Origin of the sequence: Streptomyces sp. NBC_00376, assembly GCF_036077095.1 — a bacterium.
In the GTDB taxonomy this organism is placed as follows: domain Bacteria; phylum Actinomycetota; class Actinomycetes; order Streptomycetales; family Streptomycetaceae; genus Streptomyces.
This window is the reverse complement of record NZ_CP107960.1, coordinates 8,805,489-8,828,268: the sequence shown is the minus strand read 5'-3', so window position 1 is coordinate 8,828,268 and position 22,780 is coordinate 8,805,489. Positions and strand designations below refer to the sequence as shown.

At 68.7% G+C, this 22,780-nt stretch carries 13 protein-coding genes and 12 pseudogenes; 14 read left to right on the top strand and 11 right to left on the bottom strand.

The features are described 5' to 3' along the window. Positions 1-172 precede the first annotated feature (172 nt). Positions 173-871: a 2-phosphosulfolactate phosphatase gene (locus OG842_RS39745; protein WP_266737198.1), complete on the bottom strand. Its 699-nt coding sequence runs from the start codon at positions 869-871 to the stop codon at positions 173-175. A gap of 226 nt (positions 872-1,097) precedes the next feature. Between OG842_RS39745 and OG842_RS39740 the strand changes: the two genes are divergently transcribed. Further along, positions 1,098-2,630 carry an amidohydrolase family protein gene (locus OG842_RS39740; protein ID WP_266734006.1) on the top strand — a complete coding sequence of 511 codons (1,533 nt, stop codon included), beginning with the start codon at positions 1,098-1,100 and terminating at the stop codon, positions 2,628-2,630. A 204-nt stretch (positions 2,631-2,834) separates the two neighbouring features. On the opposite strand, the gene OG842_RS39735 is transcribed toward OG842_RS39740, so the two are convergent. After that, positions 2,835-3,245: a RidA family protein gene (locus OG842_RS39735; RefSeq protein ID WP_266734008.1), complete on the bottom strand. Its 411-nt coding sequence runs from the start codon at positions 3,243-3,245 to the stop codon at positions 2,835-2,837. 77 nt (positions 3,246-3,322) lie between these two features. Here OG842_RS39735 and OG842_RS39730 point away from each other — a divergent pair. Next, a pseudogene (locus OG842_RS39730) lies at positions 3,323-3,696 on the top strand (winged helix-turn-helix transcriptional regulator). Positions 3,697-3,789: 93 nt separating this feature from the next. On the opposite strand, the gene OG842_RS39725 reads toward OG842_RS39730, so the two are convergent. Further along, a complete protein-coding gene (locus tag OG842_RS39725; RefSeq protein WP_266734009.1) occupies positions 3,790-4,047 on the bottom strand; it encodes a hypothetical protein in 258 nt (85 codons plus the stop codon). A 287-nt stretch (positions 4,048-4,334) separates the two neighbouring features. On the opposite strand from OG842_RS39725, the pseudogene OG842_RS39720 reads away from it, so the two are divergent. Beyond that, positions 4,335-5,869: pseudogene (locus OG842_RS39720) on the top strand (ISL3 family transposase). 65 nt (positions 5,870-5,934) lie between these two features. Here OG842_RS39720 and OG842_RS39715 read toward each other — a convergent pair. After that, positions 5,935-7,139: pseudogene (locus tag OG842_RS39715) on the bottom strand (IS256 family transposase). Positions 7,140-7,449: 310 nt separating this feature from the next. Here OG842_RS39715 and OG842_RS39710 point away from each other — a divergent pair. Continuing rightward, positions 7,450-8,802, top strand: a complete 1,353-nt coding sequence (locus tag OG842_RS39710; RefSeq protein WP_266734011.1) for an erythromycin esterase family protein — start codon at positions 7,450-7,452, stop codon at positions 8,800-8,802. Positions 8,803-8,899: 97 nt separating this feature from the next. Here OG842_RS39710 and OG842_RS39705 read toward each other — a convergent pair. Next, positions 8,900-9,115: pseudogene (locus tag OG842_RS39705) on the bottom strand (ISAzo13 family transposase); the annotation flags it as partial. Between the two features lie 59 nt (positions 9,116-9,174). Here OG842_RS39705 and OG842_RS39700 point away from each other — a divergent pair. Continuing rightward, positions 9,175-9,360, top strand: a pseudogene (locus OG842_RS39700) (transposase); the annotation flags it as partial. 46 nt (positions 9,361-9,406) lie between these two features. On the opposite strand, the pseudogene OG842_RS39695 reads toward OG842_RS39700, so the two are convergent. Beyond that, a pseudogene (locus OG842_RS39695) lies at positions 9,407-10,444 on the bottom strand (transposase); the annotation flags it as partial. A gap of 101 nt (positions 10,445-10,545) precedes the next feature. On the opposite strand from OG842_RS39695, the gene OG842_RS39690 reads away from it, so the two are divergent. Beyond that, positions 10,546-11,415, top strand: coding sequence for an IS5 family transposase (locus OG842_RS39690; RefSeq protein ID WP_328512628.1), 870 nt, complete (start codon positions 10,546-10,548; stop codon positions 11,413-11,415). Between the two features lie 68 nt (positions 11,416-11,483). Here OG842_RS39690 and OG842_RS39685 read toward each other — a convergent pair whose 3' ends face one another. The 3 genes and pseudogenes from OG842_RS39685 to OG842_RS45415 all read right to left on the bottom strand — a co-directional run. Beyond that, entirely contained in the window at positions 11,484-11,906 is a 423-nt protein-coding gene (locus OG842_RS39685) for a hypothetical protein (RefSeq protein WP_266734012.1), read from the bottom strand. Between the two features lie 46 nt (positions 11,907-11,952). Further along, positions 11,953-12,117 (bottom strand): annotated as a pseudogene (locus OG842_RS39680) (NF041680 family putative transposase); the annotation flags it as partial. 19 nt (positions 12,118-12,136) lie between these two features. Beyond that, a pseudogene (locus OG842_RS45415) lies at positions 12,137-12,313 on the bottom strand (transposase); the annotation flags it as partial. A gap of 727 nt (positions 12,314-13,040) precedes the next feature. On the opposite strand from OG842_RS45415, the gene OG842_RS39675 reads away from it, so the two are divergent. The 8 genes and pseudogenes from OG842_RS39675 to OG842_RS39640 form a co-directional block, all read left to right on the top strand. Then, positions 13,041-13,658 (top strand): hypothetical protein, encoded by a 618-nt coding sequence (locus tag OG842_RS39675; protein WP_328512627.1) that lies wholly within the window; start codon positions 13,041-13,043, stop codon positions 13,656-13,658. Positions 13,659-13,668: 10 nt separating this feature from the next. Continuing rightward, positions 13,669-14,169, top strand: a pseudogene (tpg, locus tag OG842_RS39670) (telomere-protecting terminal protein Tpg); the annotation flags it as partial. 452 nt (positions 14,170-14,621) lie between these two features. After that, positions 14,622-16,325: an amidohydrolase gene (locus tag OG842_RS39665; RefSeq protein WP_266734015.1), complete on the top strand. Its 1,704-nt coding sequence runs from the start codon at positions 14,622-14,624 to the stop codon at positions 16,323-16,325. Between the two features lie 31 nt (positions 16,326-16,356). Next, positions 16,357-17,124 carry a helix-turn-helix transcriptional regulator gene (locus tag OG842_RS39660; RefSeq protein WP_266734017.1) on the top strand — a complete coding sequence of 256 codons (768 nt, stop codon included), beginning with the start codon at positions 16,357-16,359 and terminating at the stop codon, positions 17,122-17,124. A 171-nt stretch (positions 17,125-17,295) separates the two neighbouring features. Further along, positions 17,296-17,602: pseudogene (locus OG842_RS39655) on the top strand (Tn3 family transposase); the annotation flags it as partial. Between the two features lie 68 nt (positions 17,603-17,670). Further along, positions 17,671-17,898: pseudogene (locus tag OG842_RS39650) on the top strand (IS6 family transposase); the annotation flags it as partial. 226 nt (positions 17,899-18,124) lie between these two features. After that, entirely contained in the window at positions 18,125-19,321 is a 1,197-nt protein-coding gene (locus OG842_RS39645; RefSeq protein WP_266726579.1) for an IS110 family transposase, read from the top strand. Beyond that, positions 19,308-19,826: pseudogene (locus OG842_RS39640) on the top strand (IS6 family transposase); the annotation flags it as partial. The gene OG842_RS39645 and the pseudogene OG842_RS39640, both read left to right, overlap by 14 nt. A gap of 124 nt (positions 19,827-19,950) precedes the next feature. Here the strand turns inward: OG842_RS39640 and OG842_RS39635 are convergent. Next, complete coding sequence (locus OG842_RS39635) at positions 19,951-21,351, bottom strand: MFS transporter (RefSeq protein ID WP_266734018.1); 1,401 nt, start codon at positions 21,349-21,351, stop codon at positions 19,951-19,953. Next, complete coding sequence (locus OG842_RS39630) at positions 21,348-22,748, bottom strand: alkyl sulfatase dimerization domain-containing protein (protein WP_266734019.1); 1,401 nt, start codon at positions 22,746-22,748, stop codon at positions 21,348-21,350. The genes OG842_RS39635 and OG842_RS39630 overlap by 4 nt, the downstream gene beginning before the upstream one ends. Positions 22,749-22,780: the final 32 nt, after the last annotated feature.

The following is a 22,780-nucleotide window of genomic DNA, read 5'->3' as shown; positions in this document are numbered from 1 at the left end:
CGACGCTGCGGGCTCCACGCCACGGCGTCCGCGGCCCGGTGGCCGTCATGTACGGGGGAACGGGAGAGAGCAGGGATCACCCCTCCGGGCCCGACCGGCGGGGCAGCACCTGACCTGCGACGGCCCGGCCAGTGCCGTCCCGCTGCGGCCAGTGGGTCAGTAGGTCAGCGGGTCAGTAGGTCGGCGGGCTGGACGGGATGCCAGGCACCGCAACAGGACGGAGCACCATCAGAGACTCTTCCTGGCGAGCCACCATCGCGAAGGGGAATCTGCCGATCTCCAGGCAGAGGTCGACATCGTCCGGGTGGTTTCCGCTCCGCAGCCCACTGGCAAGATCGGCTGCGGCTCGGGAAGTCCTCGCACGGTCGAGATACGGGGCCGCCTCGACATCGTCTCCGGCCATGGAACGACTGATGTACTCGGCGCAGGCCAGGTCCTCGTCGGCCCGGCCTTCCTCGCCGGTGACGACGAACGTCACTGGGCCGGGATCCCCGGCCCGCAGGAACCGCGCGGTCGGGCCGGCCACCACGAAGCTCGCGCACAGGACCAGCGGTGCGTCGGCGACGGCCAGCGCGCCCACGGTCCCTGCCGTCGTCTTCTGCACCATCGTGCGGCCCGCGAAATCGCGTGACCTGAGCAGGCCGGGTGAGTTCACCGCATCGAAGCCCGCTGCCGGCGCACCGTCCTTCAAGGCCACCCACCCCGGATGGCTCTCCTTCAGGGCAAGGGCCTCGATCTCGGTCGAGGCCAGCACGATCCTCTCGACGCCACGCGAGAAGGCCCACGCGGCCACGGTGCGCATGACGTCGATGACGACAGCGACACGGGGAACGCCGGTCAAATCCGGTATGCCTACGAAGTGATGATCCATCGCACCATTCTGGCGCCCCGGACCATCCGGGGGGTCTCCTCGCCCGGATCGGCGGTTCGGACGTACCCGGCGAACACGAAGAACAGCGGGCACGACGTCGTGCCGAGCCACCCCCTCTTCATGGCGTCTTCGTGGTGGTGCCACTCTTCGTGGTGGTGTCACCAGCACCCCGAACCCACTGCCTGGAGCCAGTGACCATGGATCCGGCCCGGACCAGAGTGGTGCCATGCCCACTCGACGCGAAGCCCTCGCCACCTCGGCCGCCCTCTCCGGCGGCGCCCTCCTGTCCGCCGCACCGCCCGCGGCGGCCTTCCCCCGCACGGCTCCGGACCGTACGACGGCCGCATCCGGTCAGCACCCCGGCAGCAGCACCATCGCCCTCACCCACGCCACGATCCTGGGCGCGGGCGCCGACCGCACCGTTCTCGTACGCGACGGCCGCATCATCCGTACGGGCCGCTCGGCCGAGGTCGCGATTCCGAGCGGGGCGACGACGTACGACCTGACCGGCAAGTACATCGTCATGGGCGGCCTCATCGAGTCCCACGTCCACAACCAAGGGCCCGAGACCGTGCTGCCGCCCCTCTTCCCGCTCAACGGCGTGACCGCAGTGCGCGAGATGTGGGGCGGGCCCCTCCACCACGAGTGGCGCGGCAAGGTCCGTGCGGGCAAACTCCTCGGCCCGCGCTGGGTGATCGCCAGCTCGATCATCGACGGGCGGCCCTCGTTGTGGGCCAATGACACCGGCGATCGCGTCGTCGAGGTCACCGACGCCCCGTCCGCGCGACAGGCGGTGCGCGAGGCGAAAGCGAGCGGCGCCGACTTCGTCAAGGTGTACTCGCGGCTGACACCGGAGGCGTACGAGGCGATCGCCGACGAGTCCCGCAGGCAGGGCCTGCGTCACGCGGGCCACTGCCCCGACACCCTTCCCGTCGCCCGAGCGAGCGACAGCGGGCAGCAGTCCATCGAGCACCTGCACGCCCTCCTCCTCGCCACCTCGGCCCGCGAGGACGAAATCAGGCGGGCCATGGCGAGGATCCGTATCGACCCCGCCCTCGGCACCAGCTTCGAGCGTTACGCGAGCTGGTTCCGGCAGGTGCACGCGGTGGAGTGGGAGGCGATGCGGACGTACGACATCGGCCGCACCCGTGCCCTCTTCGACCGGCTCGCCGCCAATGGCACCCGCGTCGTACCGACCCTCACCGTCCACCACTCGCTGGAGCGCACCGATCAATTGCCCACCGAGTCACCGGAGTTCGCCTACCTGCCCGGCTGGATGACCGAATCCTGGCCCGCCATCTGGTCCTCCCTCACCGCAGGCCGCACCGCGCAGGACACCTCCCGTATCCACCAGATCTACGAACACCGGCTGCGCCTCGTCGCGGAACTCCACCGGGCCGGTGTGCAGTTGATCGCGGGTACTGACACCGGTACCGGCTACGCGGTTCCCGGCTTCTCCCTGCACCACGAGTTGGAACTGCTCGCCGAGGTGGGGCTGCCCACGCGGGACGTGCTCCAGGCAGCGACCAGCGCACCCGCCCGGATGCTCGGACTGCCGGACGACCGAGCAGACCTGCTGGTCCTGGACGCGGACCCGCGCACCGACATCCGGCACACGCAGCGGATCCACTCCGTCCTGGTCGACGGCCGGTACCTGGACCGCGCGGAGCGCCTGCGCCTGCTGGCCGATGTGGCGCGCGCCGCCGCGAGCGAGCCACCGGCGACGGGCACCGCGACGCCCCACATCTGCGTCCACTGACCACCCGGCACCGTCCTCGCGAGGCGGCGGCAGGCAGGGCCGCACGGGTCTCGGCTCGATGCCGCCGACCGAGGGCGGGCTCGGCCCGGTCGGTGAGACCGGTGGGATGGCGAGCGACGTCGGGAAAAGGTGGGTCTGCCGCCGTCTCCCCTTCACGTGCGGCGTCCACATCAGGACGAGTCCGGGCAGCATCCGCCCCAGGGATCAGTCGAGCAACGCGGTCGCTTCGACCTCGACGAGTACGTCCGGCTTGAAGAGGTACTCGACTCCGATGAGGGAGGCCGGCGGCATGGGGAGCCGGAGCCCGGTCTCGTCGGCGACGGCCTCCACACCGGCCATGAACTCGCCGATCTTCTCCGGGCTCCACCGGGTCACGTAGAACGTCAGGCGCAGCACGTCCGCGAACGACACGCCCGCGCCCGCCAGCCCGACGGAGGTGTTGCGCAGCGCCTGGGCGACCTGCCCGGCCAGATCGCCGGGCGCAACCGGAGTGCCGTCGGCCCGGCGTGCGACCTGTCCGCTGACGTGGATGTGCTTCGTTCCGGTGCCCACGGCCACGTTGTGGTACGGGGCCGGTTGCAGCATGCCTTCCGGCGTGAAGTGCTGAACAGTCATGGGTGTTTCTCCGTTGCTCTAGGTATCCGTAAGCCACCTAGTGCAAGAAGGACACTTCAACGAGACCAGGTTTCGCCATGGATACCGACGACGAATTCCGCATCGACCCTCCACACCGCGAACTGCTTGACCAGATCCTCGACAAGTGGTCGCTCAGCGTCCTCAACGAACTCTGCGAACGCCCGTGCCGCTTCAACGAGTTGCGCCGGGCCATCCCGCAGGTCACACAGAAGTCGCTGACCTCGACCCTTCGGCGGCTCGAACGGAACGGCGTGGTCGAGCGCGAGGTCGTCTCCACCCGCCGGTGGCGGTCAGGTACCGGATCACACCCCTCGGCAAGACCCTTCGACCCCCCATCGACGTGCTGCTGGCGTGGGCCTCACAGAACATGCCCGCCATCACACGCGCCCGTGACGCCTTCGACACCCGGGAAGAAGAATCAGGCCTCTGATCCGCCTGCCCTTCCCCACTCCGCCCCATCCACTCCGCCCCATCCACTCCGCCTCCTCTGCTCCCCCTCCCGTCACTCCCGGTGTTGGGTCTCTCAGGCTTCGATGTACGCCACGATCGTGATCGTCTTCAGGGCCGTCACGAAGTAGATGACCCGTACGCCGTCGATCTCGTCCGTGTAGTCGCGCAACAGGGTGCCGGGCACCTCGGTGCCCAGTTCGGGGTTGACGCTGATCGCGACGATCGCGCGGTCCAAGCGGTGCGTCTCGCCCGCGGTGAGCTTGGACAACTGGGTGAGCGCGGGCTCCACCGTGATGACGTGTGAGCGGCGCGGGCCGGGCTCATGCGACACGGGGCCGCTCTTCCCCGAAACGGGCGAGGTGCTCGTCCCGGGCCGTCGCCCACGGCATCCCGGCCTCGGGAGAGAGGGCCGAGCCGTCGGCCTCCTGACGCCCCGCCCCTCGAAGGCGGCCCCGCCCACCCGGTGAGGCTGCCTTCGACCGTTTCCGCCCCCTATCGCAAAAGGAACGGCCTACAGGGCGAAGGTCTTCGGGGCATTGCGGGCGCAGGGTGTGTCAATTTAACGGCTCTGTTCCGTAGTCGGTGGTGACGACATGTGACGAGTCTCGTTGACATCACATGTGCGATGCCAACTCCCTTGTGGGAAAAGTGTTTTCGGGGCTCGCTGCGCTGGTCATCGAGGAGGTGGTGGATGGCGGTGAGGTGATCCGGATCGCGGCCCGGACCCGGGATGTTCCTTTGCCCTGCCCGGTGTGCGGGGTGCTGACGGGGAAGGTGCACGGGTACCACAGCCGGACCGTGGCGGATGTGCCGGTCGACGGCCGAAAGGTCGTGATCCACGTCCAGGTACGACGCTTGGTCTGCCCGGTCCTGGGATGCCGGCGGCAGACCTTCCGTGAACAGGTCCCCGGGCTGCTGGAGCGTCTCCAGCGCCGCACCACGCGTCTGACCGGCCAGGTCTCCGCGGTGGTGAAGGAGTTATGCGGCCGGGCGGCCGCCCGGCTCACACGGTCGCTGGCCGCGCCCGTGTCGTTCGCCACCGCCCTGCGGCTGCTGCGGCGCATCCCCGTACCAGCGGCACGGACCCCGCGAGTGGTCGGGGCCGACGACTTCGCCCTGCGCCGCCGACACCGGTACGCCACGATCATCATCGACGCCGAAACAAGCGCGCGCATCGACGTGCTGCCCGACCGTGAGGCCGCCGGGCTGGAAGCCTGGCTGCGCACGCATCCCGGCGTCGAGGTCGTGTGCCGGGACGGGTCGGCCACCTACGCCGAGGCGATCCGTCGGGCGCTGCCCGACGCGGTGCAGGTCAGCGACCGATGGCACCTGTGGCGGAATCTGTGCAACAAGGTCCTGGCCGAAGTGCGGGCCCACGCCCCCTGCGGGGCAACCGTGAATGCGCCCCGCCCCGGCGGGGTCCACGAGCAGACCACCCGCGAGCGCTGGCGCAAGGTCCACGACCTCCTCGGCCAGGGTGTCGGACTCCTGGAATGCTCCCGCCGCCTGAACCTGGCCCTGAACACCGTCAAGCGCTATTCCCGCATCCCCGAGCCGTCGGCCGAACGCATCACCCCTCGCTACCGGCCCACCCTGGTCGACCCCTACCGCGAGCACCTGCGCACCCGGCGCGCGGCCGAGCCCGCGGTGACCGTCACGCAACTGTTCCGCGAGATCAAAGCCCAGGGCTATACCGGCAGCCACAACCTCCTGGTCCGCTACCTCACCCAGGGACGAGCCGAAGGCAACCGGCCGGTAACCACCCCACGCCACGCCACCCGGCTCCTGCTCACTCACCCCGAACACCTGTGGACCAAGGACACCGCCCTCCTGTCGACCCTCACCACCGCATGCCCCGAGATGGCCGAACTCGCCCGACTCGTCGCAGAGTTCGCCCAGCTGCTGACCCCGTCGAAGGGCAACGACACCCGGCTCACAAGTGGATCAGCGCCGCCCGTGTGGCCGGCCTGCCCCACCTGCACAGCTTCTGCAACGGCCTGGAACCCGACCGCGCCGCCGTCAACGTCGGCCTGACCCTGCGCTTCCACAACGGCCGCACCGAAGGCGTCAACACCCACACGAAGAGAATCATGCGCCAGATGCACGGCCGAGCAGGATTCGACCTCCTCCGCCACCGAATCCTTCTGTCGTGACAACAGAACGTCACCACCGACTACGGAACAGAGCCAATTTAACGGCTGATCTTGGTTGTTGAGGTTCAGTTGTTGGCCGGGGTGAGCCGGCCCTCGAAGGTGATCTGGAACGCGTTGAGGGGTGCCTTCCAGCGCATGGCCCACCTCTTGCGGCCCTTCCCCGTCGGGTCCAGGCTCATCAGCGCCATGTAGACGCACTTGAGGGCGGCGGCCTCGTTGGGGAAGTGTCCGCGGGCCCGTACGGCCTTGCGTATGCGGGCGTTCACGGACTCGATCGCGTTCGTCGAGCAGATGACCTTTCGGATCTCGACGTCGAAGGAGAGGAAGGGCACGAACTCGGCCCAGGCGTTCTCCCACAGCTTGATGATCGCCGGATACTTCCGGCCCCAGGCTTCCTGGAACTCCCCGAACCGCTCTGCCGCCGCGTCTTCGTTGGGTGCGGTGCAGACGGGCTTGAGGGCCTTGGCGACCTTGTCCCGGTCCTGGCGGGCCGCGTGACGGAAGCTGTTGCGCAGGAGGTGAACCACGCAGGTCTGGACAGTCGTTCGAGGCCAAACGGCCTCCACCGCCTCGGGCAGGCCCTTGAGGACATCGCAGACGAGCATGAGCACATCGTCCAGGCCGCGGTTCTTCAGCCCGGTGAACACGTGCAGCCAGTACTCGGCGCCCTCACCACCGTCGCCGGCCCAGATCCCGGGATGTCCCGGGTGCCTTCGACGGTCACCGCCATCACGACGTAGACCGGCCGGTTCGCGACCTGCCCATCCCTGATCTCGACGTTGATGGCGTCCACGAACAGAACCGGATGGACACGGTCGAGTGGCCGGTTCTGCCATTCGGTCATCCCCTCCATCACCTTGTCGGTGATCGTGGAGATGGTCTGCTTGGACACCTCCGCCCCGTAGACCTCGGCCAGGTGCGCGGAGATCTCCCCGTGGGTGAGGCCCTTCGCGGACAGGGAGAGCACCCTTTCGTCCACGCCGGACAGGCGGCGCTGCCGCCTCTTGACGATCTGCGGCTCGAAGCTGCCGGCGGTGTCCCGGGGCACCCTGACCTCGACCGGGCCGACGTCGGTCAGCACGGTTTTCGCACGAGTTCCGTTGCGGCTGTCGCCGCTGTTCTTCCCGGCCGGATCGTGCTTTTCGTAGCCGACATGGTCGGTGATCTCGCCCTCCAGGGCCGACTCCACCACCCGCTTGGTCAGCTGCTGCAGCAGCCCACCCTCACCGGTCAGCTGCAGGCCCTCGTTGCGGGCCCGGTCGACCAGCATCGCGACGAGCTGTTCGTCCGATGCGGCCGACGGCACCGCACCACCGCCCGGCTCCTCGACGGAATCGTGCTCGATCACTGTCCCGCTCACCTGGCGTCTCTCCTTGATCAGCAGATCCGCCGTTGATTAGACACTCCCCGTGTTCCAGAACAGCGCCAGAGAAGGCGACGACGTCTGTCCGTGCAGTCCGCTGTACCTCCGGTGGTGGGGGTACCCCCCGGAACATTCGGGAGCAGACTCCCTTTCGTGACCATGGAATCGAGGGCGAGGATTCTCTCAAGCCGAAGAAAGTAAATTAAGGGGTAAAAGTATGAATAGGCGCCGGAAGAAAATCAGCCGACGGGGACTGCTGGCTACCGCAGTGGCCGCGATAGGGGCGGTCCTCGTTCCTGTGGCGGTCCAGGCAGCACAGGCCGACGTGCCTGAGAAGAAGCAGAACGTGGTCCGCGCGCTGGAGCGGGCGGCACACCCGCTGCGCTCGACGGAGCCCGGGGGAAACACGGCCGACCTGCGAGCCCTGGACTCGATGATCGGCGACGCCACGGTGGTCGGTCTCGGAGAGGCCACTCACGGCTCCCACGAGTTCTTCACCATGAAGGAACGGGTCTTCCGCCACCTCGTGGAGAAGAAGGGTTTCACCACTTTCTCTCTGGAGATGAGCTGGTCCTCAGGGCTCCAGATCAACGAATATCTCCAGACCGGAAAGGGAGACGTCCGCAAGATCGCCAAGGAGGCACTGGGCAGCTCTCCCTGGGAACGAGAGGAGTTCGTGAGCCTTATCGAGTGGATGCGTGATTTCAACCGCAGCCACCCCAACCGCACCGTCCACTTCATGGGCAACGACGTCGGCGCTCCCACACTGAGCGACGAGTTCTTCGGCCGGGTGACCAGCTACGTACAGCGCAACCACCCAGCGGTTCTGCCGCGGCTCAACGGGCTCTACGCCGGCCTGCGCCCCATCGATGACGTCTTCGCCTACCTGGGCAAGCCGCTCGCGGAACGACAGCAGCTCGCCGCCAAGGCACAGCAGGCCCTGGAACTTGTCAGTGGCCAAGAGGGCTCTGAGGAAGAGGAGTTCGTGTGGGCCGAGCAGAACGCCCGGTCGATCGCCCAGACCACCAAATTCCTCACGATGGACATCACCAACCCCGACTCGGTGGCCGCCTCGCAGCGCTTCCGCGACGAGGTGATGGCCCAGAACGTCACCTGGTGGCAGCGCGAGACCGGCGGCAAGGTGTTGCTGTCCGCACACAACGACCACGTAGGCTACCTTGCAGGCGACCCCGAGATGTATCCCAAGACACAGGGCTCATTCCTGCGCGACACCATGGGCAAGAACTATCTCCCCATCGGCTTCACCTTCAACCAGGGTTCCTTCCTCTCGAAGGACGCCGCCCTCGGCGGTGACTGGAAGAAGTTCACCGTGGGATCCGCCGGCCCCGGCAGGAACGAACACATCCTCGACCAGGTCCGCTACCGGGACTTCTACCTCGACGTCCGCCACTCCCCGGCCCCCACACGCTCCTGGCTGAACACCGCACGGCCCACGCTCAATCTCGGCACCCAGTTCCCCGCCGAGCCGCGCGACATCGCGATCGCCAAATCCTTCGACATTCTCATCCACCTCCACGAAGTCCGGGAGGCCGACAAAATGAAGCCGTGACGGCGGTCTCTCGGTTCTGGGACAGGTTACAAGTTCGTGAGCGACGCGACCGCGAAGGACTGGCTGCTGCGCAACGAGCACGACGACGCCGTGACGCGTCCGGCTCGACCAGCGCCAACAGCGCGGGCCGCAGTCCCGGATCTGCCTCGACTGCCCGCTTGCACCCGCCACCGGGACGGCGGACCCGACCCAGCGGTTCCGCCCCCGCTTCCAACTCGTCAACACCCTTGCGGAGGGTGGTCTCGCTGACCTCGGCCGCCTGCGCGACGGCCCGGATCCCGCCGCGTCCCAGAATTCGAGCCTCAGCGCCCATCAGTAGACGGCGCTGCCGCTCGTCCAGGCGGAATCGGGGGCTTCATCCCCATTCCGAAGCGATGGGCGGTCGAGCGGACCTATGGCTGGCTCATGCTCCACCGCCGCCTGGCCCGCGACTACGAAACCCTGCCCACACGCTCCGAAGCCATGATCCACCTCGCCATGACCGACCTCATGGCCCGCCGCCTCACCAACGAAGCCACCATCTCCTGGCGCGACCCGACACCACAGACCAAACAGTAGATCCCGGGATAAAACACTGGGAGAAGACGACCTCTTAGCTTGGAATTTATCCTCGTCGGGCTTGGTGTTCCTTGATCGATTCGGCGCGTTTGACCGTCTTTCCGACGTCGTGACGTGTGGCCCGCTGCTTGTTCCTCGAGCCGGGAGGCCGTCCCGGGCCTGGCTTGGACGGTTTCGGTGCTGCCGCTGGGCGAGCGGTAGTCGGGCGGATGTTGCGAAACCCCCGCCGCACCCGGGCAGGGGTGAGGCGGCGGGGCTCGGCGGGCCGCTCCCAGGGGCGGCGGAGGTCCTCGGCCAGCGGCCGGGCAAGGCGGAGTTGGGTGTGGGCGACGATGATGAGCCAGGTCCACAGGTCGGCGCTGTCGGCGTGGCGGATCTTCGGGGCGGTCCAGCCGAGCGTCTGCTTCAGGAGCCTGAAGGTGTGCTCCAGGTCGAATCTGCGGAGGAACGACTGCCACCAGCGGTTCACGTCCGCGCCGGTGGCAGCGGTGGCCGAGCACCACAGCCAGACCGGTTTTGGGTCCCGGTCGCCTGGCAGGCGCTCGACCTTCAGCCGCACCAACGTCCCGTGCAGAATGGGGAGTTCTTCGTCGGCGTGGTCCAGCCAGGGGCCGCGGTGGGTGAGCCTGGGATGCATCCGGTCCCATGCGATCGCCTCGGCGGTGCCGTAGCGGGTGGTGCCCGTGAGCGTGGCGACCTCGGGCTGATGCCAGCTCTCGGGCTTCGCGAAGGTGAGGACGCCACCGTGCCGACGCGGCCGTCCGCCCTTCGGCCCGGAGCGGGCGGGGCCGGGGTCGCGGAGCATGACGCGGTCCGAGCGCAGGCGTCCGACCAGGACGACCGGCAGGTCCGCGAGAGCGTGGGAGAGGTAGGCGACGTCGTAGCCGGAGTCCATCGTGATCAGGACCTTGGGATCGCCGGGCTGCCAGTGTCCGGCCTGTGTCAACCGCTCGACGACATCACGCAGTTGGGCGGCGGTGACGGTGGTTGAGTCGTCGGCCGGCCCGAGGCGCACAGCGTCCAGCAGCGCGACCCAGGAGGTGCGGCCGGCCTCCAGGGCGGCGACGAAGGAGTACGGCCAGCCGTTCCTGTCTCTTCCCAGGATGTCCAGTCCTCGGGGGGCGTGCTTGCGTCGCTGTTGCCGTGCGCCTGGGCGCACTCGGTCCGGAGCGGTACGCCGGGAGCATGTCTGCGCGACGTCCGTACCCGAGTGATCTGTCCGATGCTCGCTGGGAGCTGATCGAGCCGGCTCTTGCCGCCTGGCGGTTCGAACGCCGGGGCAGGGCACTGGACTTCGGCCGGCCACCCGAGCACGACCTGCGCGAGATCATGGACGCGATCTTGTACGTGGACCGCACCGGCGTGCAGTGGCGCTGCCTCCCACACGACTTCCCGCCCTGGAACACGGTCTACGGATACTTTGCGAAGTGGCAGCAAGAAGGCGTGTTCGCCCAGCTCAACGGCCTGCTCAGGCAACTGTTGCGGCAGAAGGAAGGACGGGACGCCGAACCGTCGGCCTGCATGATCGACGCGCAGAGCGTCAAGACCTCCACCAGCGTCCCCGCCTCCGGCCAGGGCGTCGACGCCGGGAAGAAGATCGTCGGACGGAAGCGGAGCATCGTCGTCGACACCATCGGCCTCCTGCTCGCGGTGCTGGTCACCGCGGCAAGCGTGCAGGACTCCGCGGCCGGCACCCGACTGCTCGACCAGGTCTCCGCCGAACACCCCGGCATCCGCAAGGTCTGGGCCGATGGCGGCTACCGCCGGCACCTCGTGGAACACGCAGCCGCACCCGGTATCGACATGGAGATCACCGCCCGCACCCCCGGAACCAGGGGCTTCACCCCCATACCGAAGCGATGGGCGGTCGAGCGGACCTATGGCTGGCTCATGCTCCACCGCCGCCTGGCCCGCGACTACGAGACCCTGCCCACACGCTCCGAAGCCATGATCCACCTCGCCATGACCGACCTCATGGCCCGCCGCCTCACCGACGAAGCCACCATCTCCTGGCGCGACCCGACACCGCAGACCAAACAGCAGATCCCGGGATAAAACACTGGGAGAAAACGACCTCTCAGCTTGTTCTTTAACCCTTTCGGTGTTCAGGGACTGAACTGGATTCAGAGTTTCAGTGGCCCGAAGGTGCCGTCTCGGAACGTGAAGACGGTCGGCTCGGTGTCGAACTCCTCCCGGAAGTACCCGCTGTAGCCAGGTTCTTCGACGTGGGGTGCGAGCAGGTCCAGGACGGTGTAGAGGTCACCCATCATGTCGTCGAGCCAGAGGTTGCGGCTGAACAGTCCCCATGCGTGGAGCTCACCACCGGGGGTGAAGCCTCGCGACTGGCGTAGTAGGGATACAAAATCGCCTCCTGGCAGGCGACTGTCCGGATCCGGGGAGAGCAGTGGATACGAGTGCTCCTCCGCGTCGAGCTCTGCTGGACGCTCGGGGGCCAGGCCGAGGTGCCATCGCAGGGCTGCCAGGACCGTGTCGGGCGTGTCGTCCCGGAGGAAGCACGTGAAGACGAGTTCGTAGTGGAGGCTCACGGGAGTGCATTCTGCCCGGCGCCGCTGACAGACCCAGATCATGGCCTCACAGCCGGGCTTGATCACGTTCGATCAGGGCGCCCGGGCGTCTGACGGTCTTGCCCACGTCGTAGCGGGTGGCGGGCTGCTTGTTCTTCGAGCCGAGCGGGCGACCGGGGCCTGACCGCGATGGTTTCGGCGCACGGGCCGGGCAGTGCAGAGGCTGTCGCACGGCTCCTGCCCCGTGAAGGTCAAGACAGATTCTTGGGCGTGTGATTGATGAGCTTGTTGAGGTTGTGCACCGTGCCGAGGAGCTTGATCTCGGCGTCCACCGCCTGGCGGCCGCGGTAGTTGAGGTGTCGTCCGAACCGTTGGAAGATCTGGGCGAATCCCGGCTCGACCAGTGCACTGCGTTGACGGTACTGGGCCGTCCCGTTGGGGTGGCAAGGCGGGCCGCCATGCCCTGCTGGCCGGCAGGGGCCTGCTGACGTTTCGCGGGAAAGCCTGCCTGGTCAGCATCGCTGGTGACCGAGACCAGTGGCGGGAGGTCAGCGAGGGCCTCGAAGGACGCGGCGGAAGCGTACCCGCTGTCAACGAGCCAGAGTTGGATGTCGCCAGGGAGCCGTGCGGCCTGGTGATTGTGCTGGGTCTTCTTCACCATCGGAACGAGGGCGGTCCTGTCCGAGGGATTGTCGTGCGCTTCGATGGCCAGCAAGAATTGACGGCGGGCGCACACTATCTGGATGTTGTATCCCTGCAGGTAGCCACCGCGTTTGCCGGGAATCAGCCGGGAGTCGGGATCGCTCAGGCAGGCACGGGAATCCGAGGAGGGGGCCGGTCGGGGTGCGTGGGCCCGCTCCAGCCAGGCCCGCATCTTCACCAGTCGTGTTCGGGGCCGACCAGTCCGGATCGTCCCCGGGGTCCTTCGTCGCCACCTTGGTCACCTGCAGCCCGGCGGCCCGGCCCCGGGTGTGCTGACTTGCATCGCACGTCAGTAACTGAACGTCGCGGCCGGTCGGGTCCTGGAGGGCCACCGTCCGGTCGATGATCTCGATATCGGGACGGTCCAGGCGCACGTGGCCGGGGGGATCGAGGACGATCTCCACGTTGACCCTGCTGCAGGTCTCGCCGTCCTGAACGGTGTTGCTCCCCCTCATGCAGGAGCCCGTGGGTGCTGCCGTTGAGGACCCCGTCGAGGAGACCGAGCGGGTGGGAGGCACGCCAGCGGGCCCGCTGCTTGCCTGCGTCCTTGAGGTCGTCCAGCTCGTCGACCACCACGATTGGGAACAGCAGGCGCACGAACTGCCGGCGCGGCGTGTCGAGCACCTCGTGCAGGTCGACGTCGGCCAGCTTCACCTCGTTCTGGATGCAGAAGCTGGAGTCGGCCACGACGAACACCTCCCGCTGGCTCCGCCGGCCGATCCGCGTATCCAGGGCGGCCACGGCCGCCTCGAACGCCTCGATCCGTTCGGCGGCCTCAAGTTGGACCAGGCCGTTCACGAGGCGTCGCTGGGCGGTCCCGGCGAGCGTGCCGCAGCTGCCCTGCAGCGCCCGGTAGCGGTCGGTGGACACGAGCTGGTCGAGGTCCCGGTTGCTGATCTGGGAGCGCAGCATCCGCGCGGACTCTATGGCCCACTCCAGATACGTCAGCAGCCCCTCGAAGGCACTGTCGTACGGCCGCTGCAGGTTCATCGCCGTGGTGTGGACGCTGCTGAGGGCTGTCGGATGTTCTTCCAGTCTGCGCCGGGGCTCGGTGTGATGAGCATGCGGTGATCGTGTCGGCGCGCAGATGCGGTACCTGGTCAAGCAGTTCAAGGGCACCAAGGAGGTCGCCTCGCCCCGATGCTGCGGGTCTCCCGGCGCGCCGTCGAGCGCTACCTGAAGGACCAGATCAAGAAGCCCCGCACCGACGTCGCCGCGCGCCTGGAGCGCGAGGTGAAGAAGCGGTGGCAGCCGCAGATCCGGGCCAATGCACAGGGAAGGGCTGCGACGACCGGCGGCATCGTCATCGACGTCCACGCCCGCCTCGGCTACGCCGGAGTACCGATGGACACGACGGACGAGGACCGCATCCGGCACCTCACCCACCTCACCGTGGCCCTCTCTCCCCAGCACGCCGCCCGCCTCTTCGACGCCCAGGAACAGGGTGCCAACGAGGGCCGGCTGCGCGAGCTCGCCGCCGAAGCGCTCAAGGAGATCCACTTCCAGGGACGGCGGCCGCCGCGCCGGCTCCCTGCAGGAAGTCCAGATCAACGACGTGCTGTACCTGGACTTCGAGCTGTAGAGGCCGTACCCCGAACAGCCTGCGAGCCCCGGTGTGGCGCTTCAGTTGGCGAGTGAGCACGTGAGTTGGCGACCGGAGCGTTCGGCGTCGATGGCTCGGCCGTCGTAGGCGTCGAGCAGTGGCTTCATCTGCTGATGGTCGGGGCTGTTGGTTCTGCTTGAGCCAGTGAATGGGCTCCATGCGCGCTGGCCAAGCCTCCGCTACGTCTCCGACGACACCGCGGGCCTCGCCGCCACCGCCTACATCTGTGCCCGAGTCACCCACGGCGAACCGCGATGCGCCCCATGCCCTCCCGAAGCCCGACATGATCCCGAGCACGAGGTGTCAGCCTGCCACTGCGAGAACGCGTATCGGTGGGATGACCGATGCGCGGGGGGTAGGGGCGTGGCCATAGTCCTCGGGAGATCGTTCGAGGGTTGCCGTGGAGCGCCCATTTTTCGAAAGGACCTTCTGTGGACACGTATGCGGATCTGGTGTTTCTCGGCGGGCGGGTGGTCACGGTCGATGCGAAGTTCTCCGTCGCCTCGGCCCTGGCGGTGACCGGTGGGGTCATCAGTGCCGTCGGTGGGCGGGACGACGTCGCGCCGCTCGTCGGACCCGGCACCCGCGTCGTCGACCTGCGGGGGGCGACGCTGCTTCCCGGTATCAACGATTCCCATCTGCACGGATGCGCCTTCGGCATGTCGACGCCGCCGCTCTCCCTCGCCCTCGGCCATCCCGCCGTGTCCTCCCTCGTGGACGTGGCCGAGGCGGTACGAGAGGCCGCCGGACGGGTTCCGGGCGGGAAGTGGATCACGGGGCACGGCTGGGATCCCGGTTACCTGGACGAGTGCGTCTCCGATCCGTCGCGGCTGCCCTCGCGGCGCGACCTCGACGCCGTGAGCCCGGACCACCCAGTCGTCCTTTACTCCTTCTCCGGGCACGCCACCTGGGTCAACTCCAAGGCACTGGAGCTCATAGGGATCGACCGGCACACCGTCCCGCCGCCCGGCGGGGCCATCGTCGTGGACGAAGCCGGGGAGCCGACTGGGCTGCTCCACGAGGGGGCCCAGGCCCTCGTCCACAACACGCTGCCGCCGCTCAGTCGGCAGGAGCGGACCGACGCGATCCGGTCGACCCTCGCCACGCTCGCCCGGCTCGGTGTGACCAGCTACACCGAGCCCGGGCTCGGCCCCGGCGGCGACGGCATCATGCGGGGCGCGCTCGGCGCGGAGACCCTCGACGTCTACCGTCGGCTGCTGGCCGACGGCGAACTGACCGCCCGCCTCGGCGTCCTGCTCCTGCCCACCGGAATGGCGAGCACTGCCGAGGAGTTCGCCCGCACCCTCACCACCCTCGGCAAGTCCGGCGACGCCGATCCGCGCCGCCTCGCGATCCACGGGGTCAAGATCTTCGCCGACGGCATCGTCCCCAACAAGACGGCCTGGATGCACGAGCCGTACGTCGGCGGCGGCTGCGGCTCCCTGTGCGTCGGTGGCGAGACCGACGCCGAGCGGACCGCCGAGATCGACGCCATGATCCGGCATGCCCACGCCGCCGGGCACCAACTGGGCGTCCACGTCACCGGCGACCGGGCCAGCGACACCGTCGCGGACGCCTTCGCCGCAGCCATGGCCCAGCACCCGCGACCCGACGCCCGCCACTACGTCATCCACGGCGACTTCCTCACTGCACACAGCATGAAGGTGCTGGCCGCGCACGGCTTCGGCGTCAACATGAACCCCACCATCAAGTGGACCGTCGCCGACATGGAGGAAGACTTCGTCGGTGCCGAGCGGGCCGCGTACGCATGGCCCTACCGCGATGCCATCGACGCCGGCGTGCGGGTCGCGAGCGGATCCGACGCCCCCGTCACGCACCCGGACTGGCGCCAGGGCGTCGCCACCATGCTGCTGCGCGAGTCGAAGGCCGCCGGCCGGGTCAGCGGCCCCGAGCAGTGCATCGGCCTGGCCGAGGCGATCCGTACATACACGATCGACGCGGCCTGGCAGGATTTCGCCGACGGCTGGAAGGGCTCCCTGGAGCCGGGCAAGGTCGCCGATCTCTGCGTCCTCGACGGAGACCTGCTCACCGCCGACCCCCACGACATCCCGGAGATGCCCGTCGTCCTCACCGTCGTGGACGGGCAAGTCGTGCACGACACCCTTCGCGATTGACGTATTCCGGGCACGTGATCATTCTTGGAGGATGGCAGCTGAGCGAAGCAGGACGGACATCCTGGACGCGGCTGTCCACGTCCGTGAGGCCGCCAGGAGCGCCACGAGCGGCGCGACCGGCGTCGACACGGTCCTGGCGGCGCTGTCGGAGGTGGTGGAGTACGACCACGCCTCCCTGGCACGGTGGGATCCGCTGCGCCGGTGCCACACCACCCTGGCCGGGAGCTACCCGGACGATGCCACGGCCTACATCGAGACCCGTCTCCATCACGATCCGATGTTCCCCGTGCTCCGCAGCCCGGCCCGAGGCGGTCTCTGGCTCAGGGACGTCCCCTGGCAGCTCCTGACGGCATCCCCGGGCTTCCAGGAGGTGCTGTGTCCGCTCGGCATTGAGGACGGCGTGGCCCAGTGCCTTTTCGCCACCGACGGTCGGTATGTCGGCATGCTGAACGTCAGTACCCGCCGGCCACGGCGCACGCCCGATCCGGCGCGCGCCGTGGTCACCCTGCTCACCGAGGCCCTCGCTGCGGCCGTCGGCCCCCGCGCAGTCCCGACGCCCGAGGAGATCGCCGCGGCCGACCCCGCCGCGCGGCGTCCTGGCGGGCTCTCGCCACGGGAGCTCCAGGTGCTGACCGAACTGACCGCCGGCCGCACCAACCGGGAGATCGCCGAGCGGCTGTACATCACGCCGCGCACCGTAGGAACCCACATCGAGCACATCCTCGCCAAGCTCAACCTCCCCAACCGCGCGGCTGCCGCCGCCCGAGCCGCCGCCTGGGGAATCGAACCCTCCCGCTGACGCAAGCCCGGCAACGCAGAACGCTTGGACTGCGGGCGTGCCCCTGCGGGACACTCCGCTTCCTCACCTGCTGGGGCGACAACAGAGGGCTGAGGCCAGTGTGGTCCACGCCTGCGGGCTGGACGATCCGTGCTGCCGTACGCGCTGCCCGCCCCGTGCTCAACTCGCCAACTGGTGACCGCGCAGGTCCGCGCATACGACCTGCTGCGGATGTTTGGCCGCGAGGGGCGGCCCACGCCGCCCTTGGGGCAGGCGTTCGCCGAGTAGGGGCGGATCGCCAAGACCCTGCCCCTGCTCCGGTTCATCCGTCGACGACACCTACCGCCGACGGATGAACCGGCAGCTCACCGTCCAGGAGTCCCGTCACAAGCTCGCCCGCGACATCTGCCACGGCGAGCGCGGACAGATCATGCAGGCATACAGGACGGGGCAGGAGGACCAACTCGGGGTGCTCGGCCTGGCCCTCAATATCGCCGTGGATGCTGTCACGTTGACTGAGCGGGTGGGATGATCTCCGGGTTGATCACGGTGGAGGGGGAGTCGTCCGTGGGGAGCGCGTCGCCGTCGTACAGGGGTCACCGGAACCCGGTCGAGGTGATCTCCCACTGCGTGTGGCTGTACTTCCGGTTCCCGCTCAGCTTCCGTGAGGTCGAGGAGCTGATGCTCGAGCGCGGCGTGATCGTCTCCTACGAGACCATCCGCCGCTGGTGCCTGAAGTTCGGGCAGTACGCCAGCGCGCTGCGTCGCCGGCGGCCGCGCCCCGGGGACAAGTGGCTCTACCTTCTTGAACGGGTTGGTCCTCCCGTTCGTAGGGTGAGGACACCCAGGGGAGCTGGGTGTGGCTGACAAGTGGCTGCCGTTCGTGGCTTCAGGTGCTTGGCCGCCTGGCTCCCCACGACGACTCGGCCGCCGATTGGGAAGTGCGAACAAGTCGCTGTGTAGAGCAATGCCGGCGAGGTCGTCCGTGGTACGCAAGGCATGTACGACCGAATGGAGCACGATGAGCCGGATATGGGCGGGAACCGACTGCGGCAAGACCCACCACCACTGCCTGGTCCTGGACAGCGAGGGCGACACGCTGCTGTCGCGTCGGGTGGCCAACGACGAGCCGGAACTGCTGAAGCTGATCGGTGACGTCCTGGACCTCGCCGACGGCGGCAAGACGACCTGGGCGCTTGACATGACCGGCGGCGAGCCCGGCCTGCTGATCGCCCTTCTGGTCAACCATGGCCAGGAGCTCGTCTACATCCCCGGTATCGCGGTCAACCGGGCCACCGACAGCTACCGCGGCCAGGGCAAGACGGACGCCCGTGACGCCCGCGTGATCGCCGACCAGGCCCGGATGCGCCGCGACCTCCAGCCGATCCGCCCCGGCGACGAAGCCACGCTCGAGCTGCGGCTGCTGACCGACCACCGCGTCGATCTGGTCGCCGACCGCACCCGCACCACCAACCGGCTCAAGGCCCTGCTGAACAGCATGTTTCCGGCCCTGGAACGGGCCCTCGACCTGGGTAACGTCGGCCCGCTGGTGCTGCTAACCGGTTACCAGACACCGGCAGCGATCCGCCGCGCGGGCAGTCGGCGGCTGACCGCCTGGCTGCGCAACCGCAAGGTCTGCAACGCTGCTGCCCTCGCCGAGAAGGTGGTTGAGGCCGCCGAGCGCCAGCACACCGCCGTCGTGGGTGAGAAGGCCATCGCGAAGATGGTGCACACCCTCGCCAAGGAGGTGATGGTCCTCAACGAGAAGATCACCGAGACCGACAAACTCATCGAGGGCCGGTTTCGCGAACACGAACTGGCCGACGTGATCCAGTCCATGCCCGGCATCGGCACGATCCTCGGTGCCGAGTTCCTCGTCGCCGTCGGCGGCAGCCTGGACGCCTTCCCCACGGCCGACCGGCTCGCGGCCTTCGCCGGCGTGGTCCCCGCCCCACGCGACTCCGGCCAGGTCAGCGGTAACGACCACCGACCGACGAGATACCACCGTCGCCTGCAGCGCGTCTTCTACATCTCCGCGCTGGTCAGCGTCCAACGAGACCCCAACTCACGGAAGTTTTACGACCGCAAGCGCGCCGAGGGGAAACGGCACGTCCAGGCCGTCCTCGCGCTCGCACGCCGTCGCGTCAACGTCCTGTGGGCTCTGATCCGTGACCGACGGTGCTACCAGGTCATACCCTCAGTGACGACGGCGGCTTGACATCGGCATTGGGAAGCACCTGGACGAGGTCTTCGTCAAGATCAACGGCGAGCAGAAGTACCTCTGGCGGGCTGTCGACCAGGACGGCATGGTGCTGGACATCCTCGTACAGAACCGGCGGGACAAGACCGCGGCCAGGCGAATCTTCCGTCGTCTGGTGAAGACGACCCGTACAGTGCCGCGGGTGGTCGTCACGGACAAGCTCCGCTCCTACGGCGCCGCTCACCGCGAGGTCATGCCCTCGGTCGAGCACCGCTCGCACAAGGGGCTGAACAACTGGGCCGAGGACAGCCACCAGCCCACCCGGCAGCGTGAACGCGCGATGAAAGGCTTCCGCTCCGCCGGCGGGGCACAGCGGTTCCTGTCCGCGTTCAGCGGTATCTCACCGCACTTCCGGCCCCGCCGCCATCTGATGACCGCCCCCGACTACCGCACCGAGACGCAGCACCGCTTCACCACCTGGGAGCAGGTCACCGGAACCGCCGGTCTGTCCACCACGGCCTGAGCACAGGCCCCACCATGCCCCGACACACCATCAGATACCCACACACCCAACAACGTGACAGCGCCGGGTAAGGGGCTCGGTCCATGGACCGAGCCCCTTACCCATGGCCTGCGGACGCGCACTCTCAGTGCGCGGGCAGACCGACCGCCGGAGTCTCGGGAACATCCAGCCGCACCGCGTCCTTCTCCGGCCGCAGGAAGCAGACGGCGAGCACACCGGCGACCGCGACCAGGCCCGCCATCACCAGATACGCGGAGTGGTAGCCCGCAGGCACCGATGCGGCCGCATCCACCATCCGGCCCGTGACCAGCGGGGACAGGACGCCTGCCAGAGCGTAGACGAACGCCAGGGCGCCCAGGGCCACCCCGCGCTGCCCGGCCGGGGTGATCCGTGCGACGGCCGTCTGAGCCACTGTGAGGATCACGTTCGTCAGTGCCATCGGGCCGACCATCAGTGCGATCTTCACGGCCACCGCGTCCACCTCGGCGAACGCGGCGATCGACATGGCGGCCACACACATCACCAGCCCCCCGCCGAGCCCCGCAGGCAGGCGGGGCGCCGTCCCCTTCGACGAGGCCCGCCGGGCGAGCAGACCATGAGTCAGCAGTACCACCGCGTTGCCCACCGCGGTCGCCGTCACCACGGCACCCGATTGCTTCAGACTCAGTCCGGACACCTCGTGCAGATAGTCCGGCGCCCAGGTCAGCCCCGCAGAGAGCAGCCAGTAGGCGGCAAACGCCCCTAAGGCGGCCGTCAGCCAGGTGCCGGAGAGCAGCAGCCGACGGTAGGGAACGGACGGACTGCTCCCGTCACAGGCCGCAGAACCAGCGTCAGCGCAACCACTTCCAGCGGATTCAGCGTCAGAGGAATCGCTGCCAGCGGACGAGGCGGATCGCCGGCCGAGCGGGGCAAGAGGCCCCTCCTCGCCCCGTGCGTTCCAGCACATCGCCCAGACCAGACCGACGAGCCCCACGGAGCCGAAGGCCCAGCGCCACCCCCATACGTCGATCACCACGGTGAGCAGCGGGGCGGACACGGCCACCCCGCCCGCCGCCCCGACCATCAGCACCGCGGTCGGCAGGGTCCGCTCCCGCTGCCCGAACCAGCCGTGCAGGTGGTGCACCGCCACCGGTGCCGCCGGACCCTCCGCCGCCCCGAGCAGCACCCGGGTCGCCAGCAGCGTCCCGAAGCCCGCGGCACCCAGCAGCATCGGCAGCTGCGCCGCCGACCACAGCAGCGCCATGCCGAGCAGCAGCACCGTCGTCCGGACGTGGCGGGTCAAGAAGGACACCCCGAGCGCGGCCAGGCTGAACAGGGCGAAGAACGCGGCCTGCGCCGTACCGAACTCGCCGCGGGTCAGTCCCAGCTCCTCGCGGATCGGATCGGCAGCCAGCCCCATCACGGTCTTGTCGGCGAAGTTCACCAGCATGAAGGTGAGCAGCAGCCAGGTGGTGCCCCAGGCGCCCCGCCGCGCCTCTTCCGTATCGGCGGGCGGCGCGGTCGCTTCCCCGGTTCCGGCGCTCATCCGTCTTTCCCGGGCGCCCCGCCGCAGCCGCACGCGTCGTCGTCCGCGACGCCGACGCTGATCATTCCGGCCGCGCGCCTGCGGCCTTCGGGCGAGCGCGTCAGCTCCGTCTCCAGATCGGTGCCCTCGGCCACCGCTGACGACTCCGCGGCTGCCCAGTTGAACACTCCGCGGGCCATCGTCGACGTCTCGGCCGTCGCCCGCCGCGCGTACACCCGGGCCCGTATCCGCGCCACGTCCACATCGGCCGGAGCCGCCAGCGCGGCGGTCTCCGCCAGATGCGAGGCCAGCCGCAGTTCGCCCTTCTCCAGCAGCTCGGCCGCGCGCCCCGCAAGCACGGACGCACCGCCCGCCGCGGCGGCGAACTCGGCCGCGACCGCCGCGTCCGGAGCCGGCTTGAGGTGCGCCGGGTTCTGGTCGTACCAGCCGCCCCACAGCCGCCACAGGTTCCGTACGACGAACTCCGGCTCGTCGTAGGCCGGATGCAGATAGGGTTTCGCCAGCAGCTCCTGAGGTACCCGCACGCCGTGCACCACGGCGTCGAGGCGGTGACCCGCGTTCATCAGGGCCCTGGTCTGCTCGCACAGCGACTCCAGGAGACTCGCGGTGTCGTCGAGCGCCTGGTGGACACGGTCCCTGCCCACGATGGGCACGCCGTGTCCCGGGAGCAGCATTTCGGCACCCAGCTCCTGCATGGCGCGCAGGGCCCGCGCCCAGTCCTCCGGATACCGCTGGACCTTCTGGGGATTGCCCGCGTTGGGTGTGTTCCAGATGAACAGGTCGCCGGTGCACAGCGTCTTGAGTTCGGGGATCCAGACATAGGTGCTGTCGTCGGTCTCGCCCTTGGCGTGCACCAGCTCGAAGGTCAGATCGCCGCGCCGCACGGTCATCCGGTCTTGGTAGGTGGTGTCGGGATAGCGGTAGGTGGACGGCCAGTCCAGCGACGGCACGCCGAACTGCCTCCGGTTGATCCAGCTGTTGTACCCCGCGGTGCTGATGTAGCGGTCGAAGCGGGCGGTGACGGCCTCGTGCGCGATGACCTCGGGCCGCGCCCGGCCCTCGCTGTCCGCTGCCGCGTCGAACGGCGCCACCCCGAAGACGTGATCGACATGGCCGTGCGTGTAGACGACCGTGCCGACCGGCTGCGCACTGAACGCCCGGACCGCCGTGTACAGCGAACCTGCGGTACGTATGTCGCCGGAGTCCACCAGAACCAGCCCGTCGCCCGTGTCGAAGACCGCCACGTTGGCGAAGGCGGGCAGGAAGCCGACCCGCTCGCGCACGGTCACCAGCTCCGTGCCCGAGTACGCCCCCGACAGATGGGCCAGCAGGGTGTCCTTGCCCTGCCACACCCGGTCGACATAGCTGAGATAGTCCGTCGGCTTGTGCTTGGTCATACCTGCGGCTCCTTCGGTGCTGGGCGGCGGAT

What these genes read in the sequence shown, in the direction of transcription:
- OG842_RS39745 (WP_266737198.1), bottom strand. Translation starts at nt 871, where the DNA reads ATGGATCATCACTTCGTAGGCATACCGGATTTGACCGGCGTTCCCCGT.
- OG842_RS39740 (WP_266734006.1), top strand. Translation starts at nt 1,098, where the DNA reads ATGCCCACTCGACGCGAAGCCCTCGCCACCTCGGCCGCCCTCTCCGGC.
- OG842_RS39735 (WP_266734008.1), bottom strand. Translation starts at nt 3,245, where the DNA reads ATGACTGTTCAGCACTTCACGCCGGAAGGCATGCTGCAACCGGCCCCG.
- OG842_RS39710 (WP_266734011.1), top strand. Translation starts at nt 7,450, where the DNA reads ATGAATAGGCGCCGGAAGAAAATCAGCCGACGGGGACTGCTGGCTACC.
- OG842_RS39690 (WP_328512628.1), top strand. Translation starts at nt 10,546, where the DNA reads ATGTCTGCGCGACGTCCGTACCCGAGTGATCTGTCCGATGCTCGCTGG.
- OG842_RS39675 (WP_328512627.1), top strand. Translation starts at nt 13,041, where the DNA reads ATGCAGGAGCCCGTGGGTGCTGCCGTTGAGGACCCCGTCGAGGAGACC.
- OG842_RS39660 (WP_266734017.1), top strand. Translation starts at nt 16,357, where the DNA reads ATGGCAGCTGAGCGAAGCAGGACGGACATCCTGGACGCGGCTGTCCAC.
- OG842_RS39645 (WP_266726579.1), top strand. Translation starts at nt 18,125, where the DNA reads ATGAGCCGGATATGGGCGGGAACCGACTGCGGCAAGACCCACCACCAC.
- OG842_RS39635 (WP_266734018.1), bottom strand. Translation starts at nt 21,351, where the DNA reads ATGAGCGCCGGAACCGGGGAAGCGACCGCGCCGCCCGCCGATACGGAA.
- OG842_RS39630 (WP_266734019.1), bottom strand. Translation starts at nt 22,748, where the DNA reads ATGACCAAGCACAAGCCGACGGACTATCTCAGCTATGTCGACCGGGTG.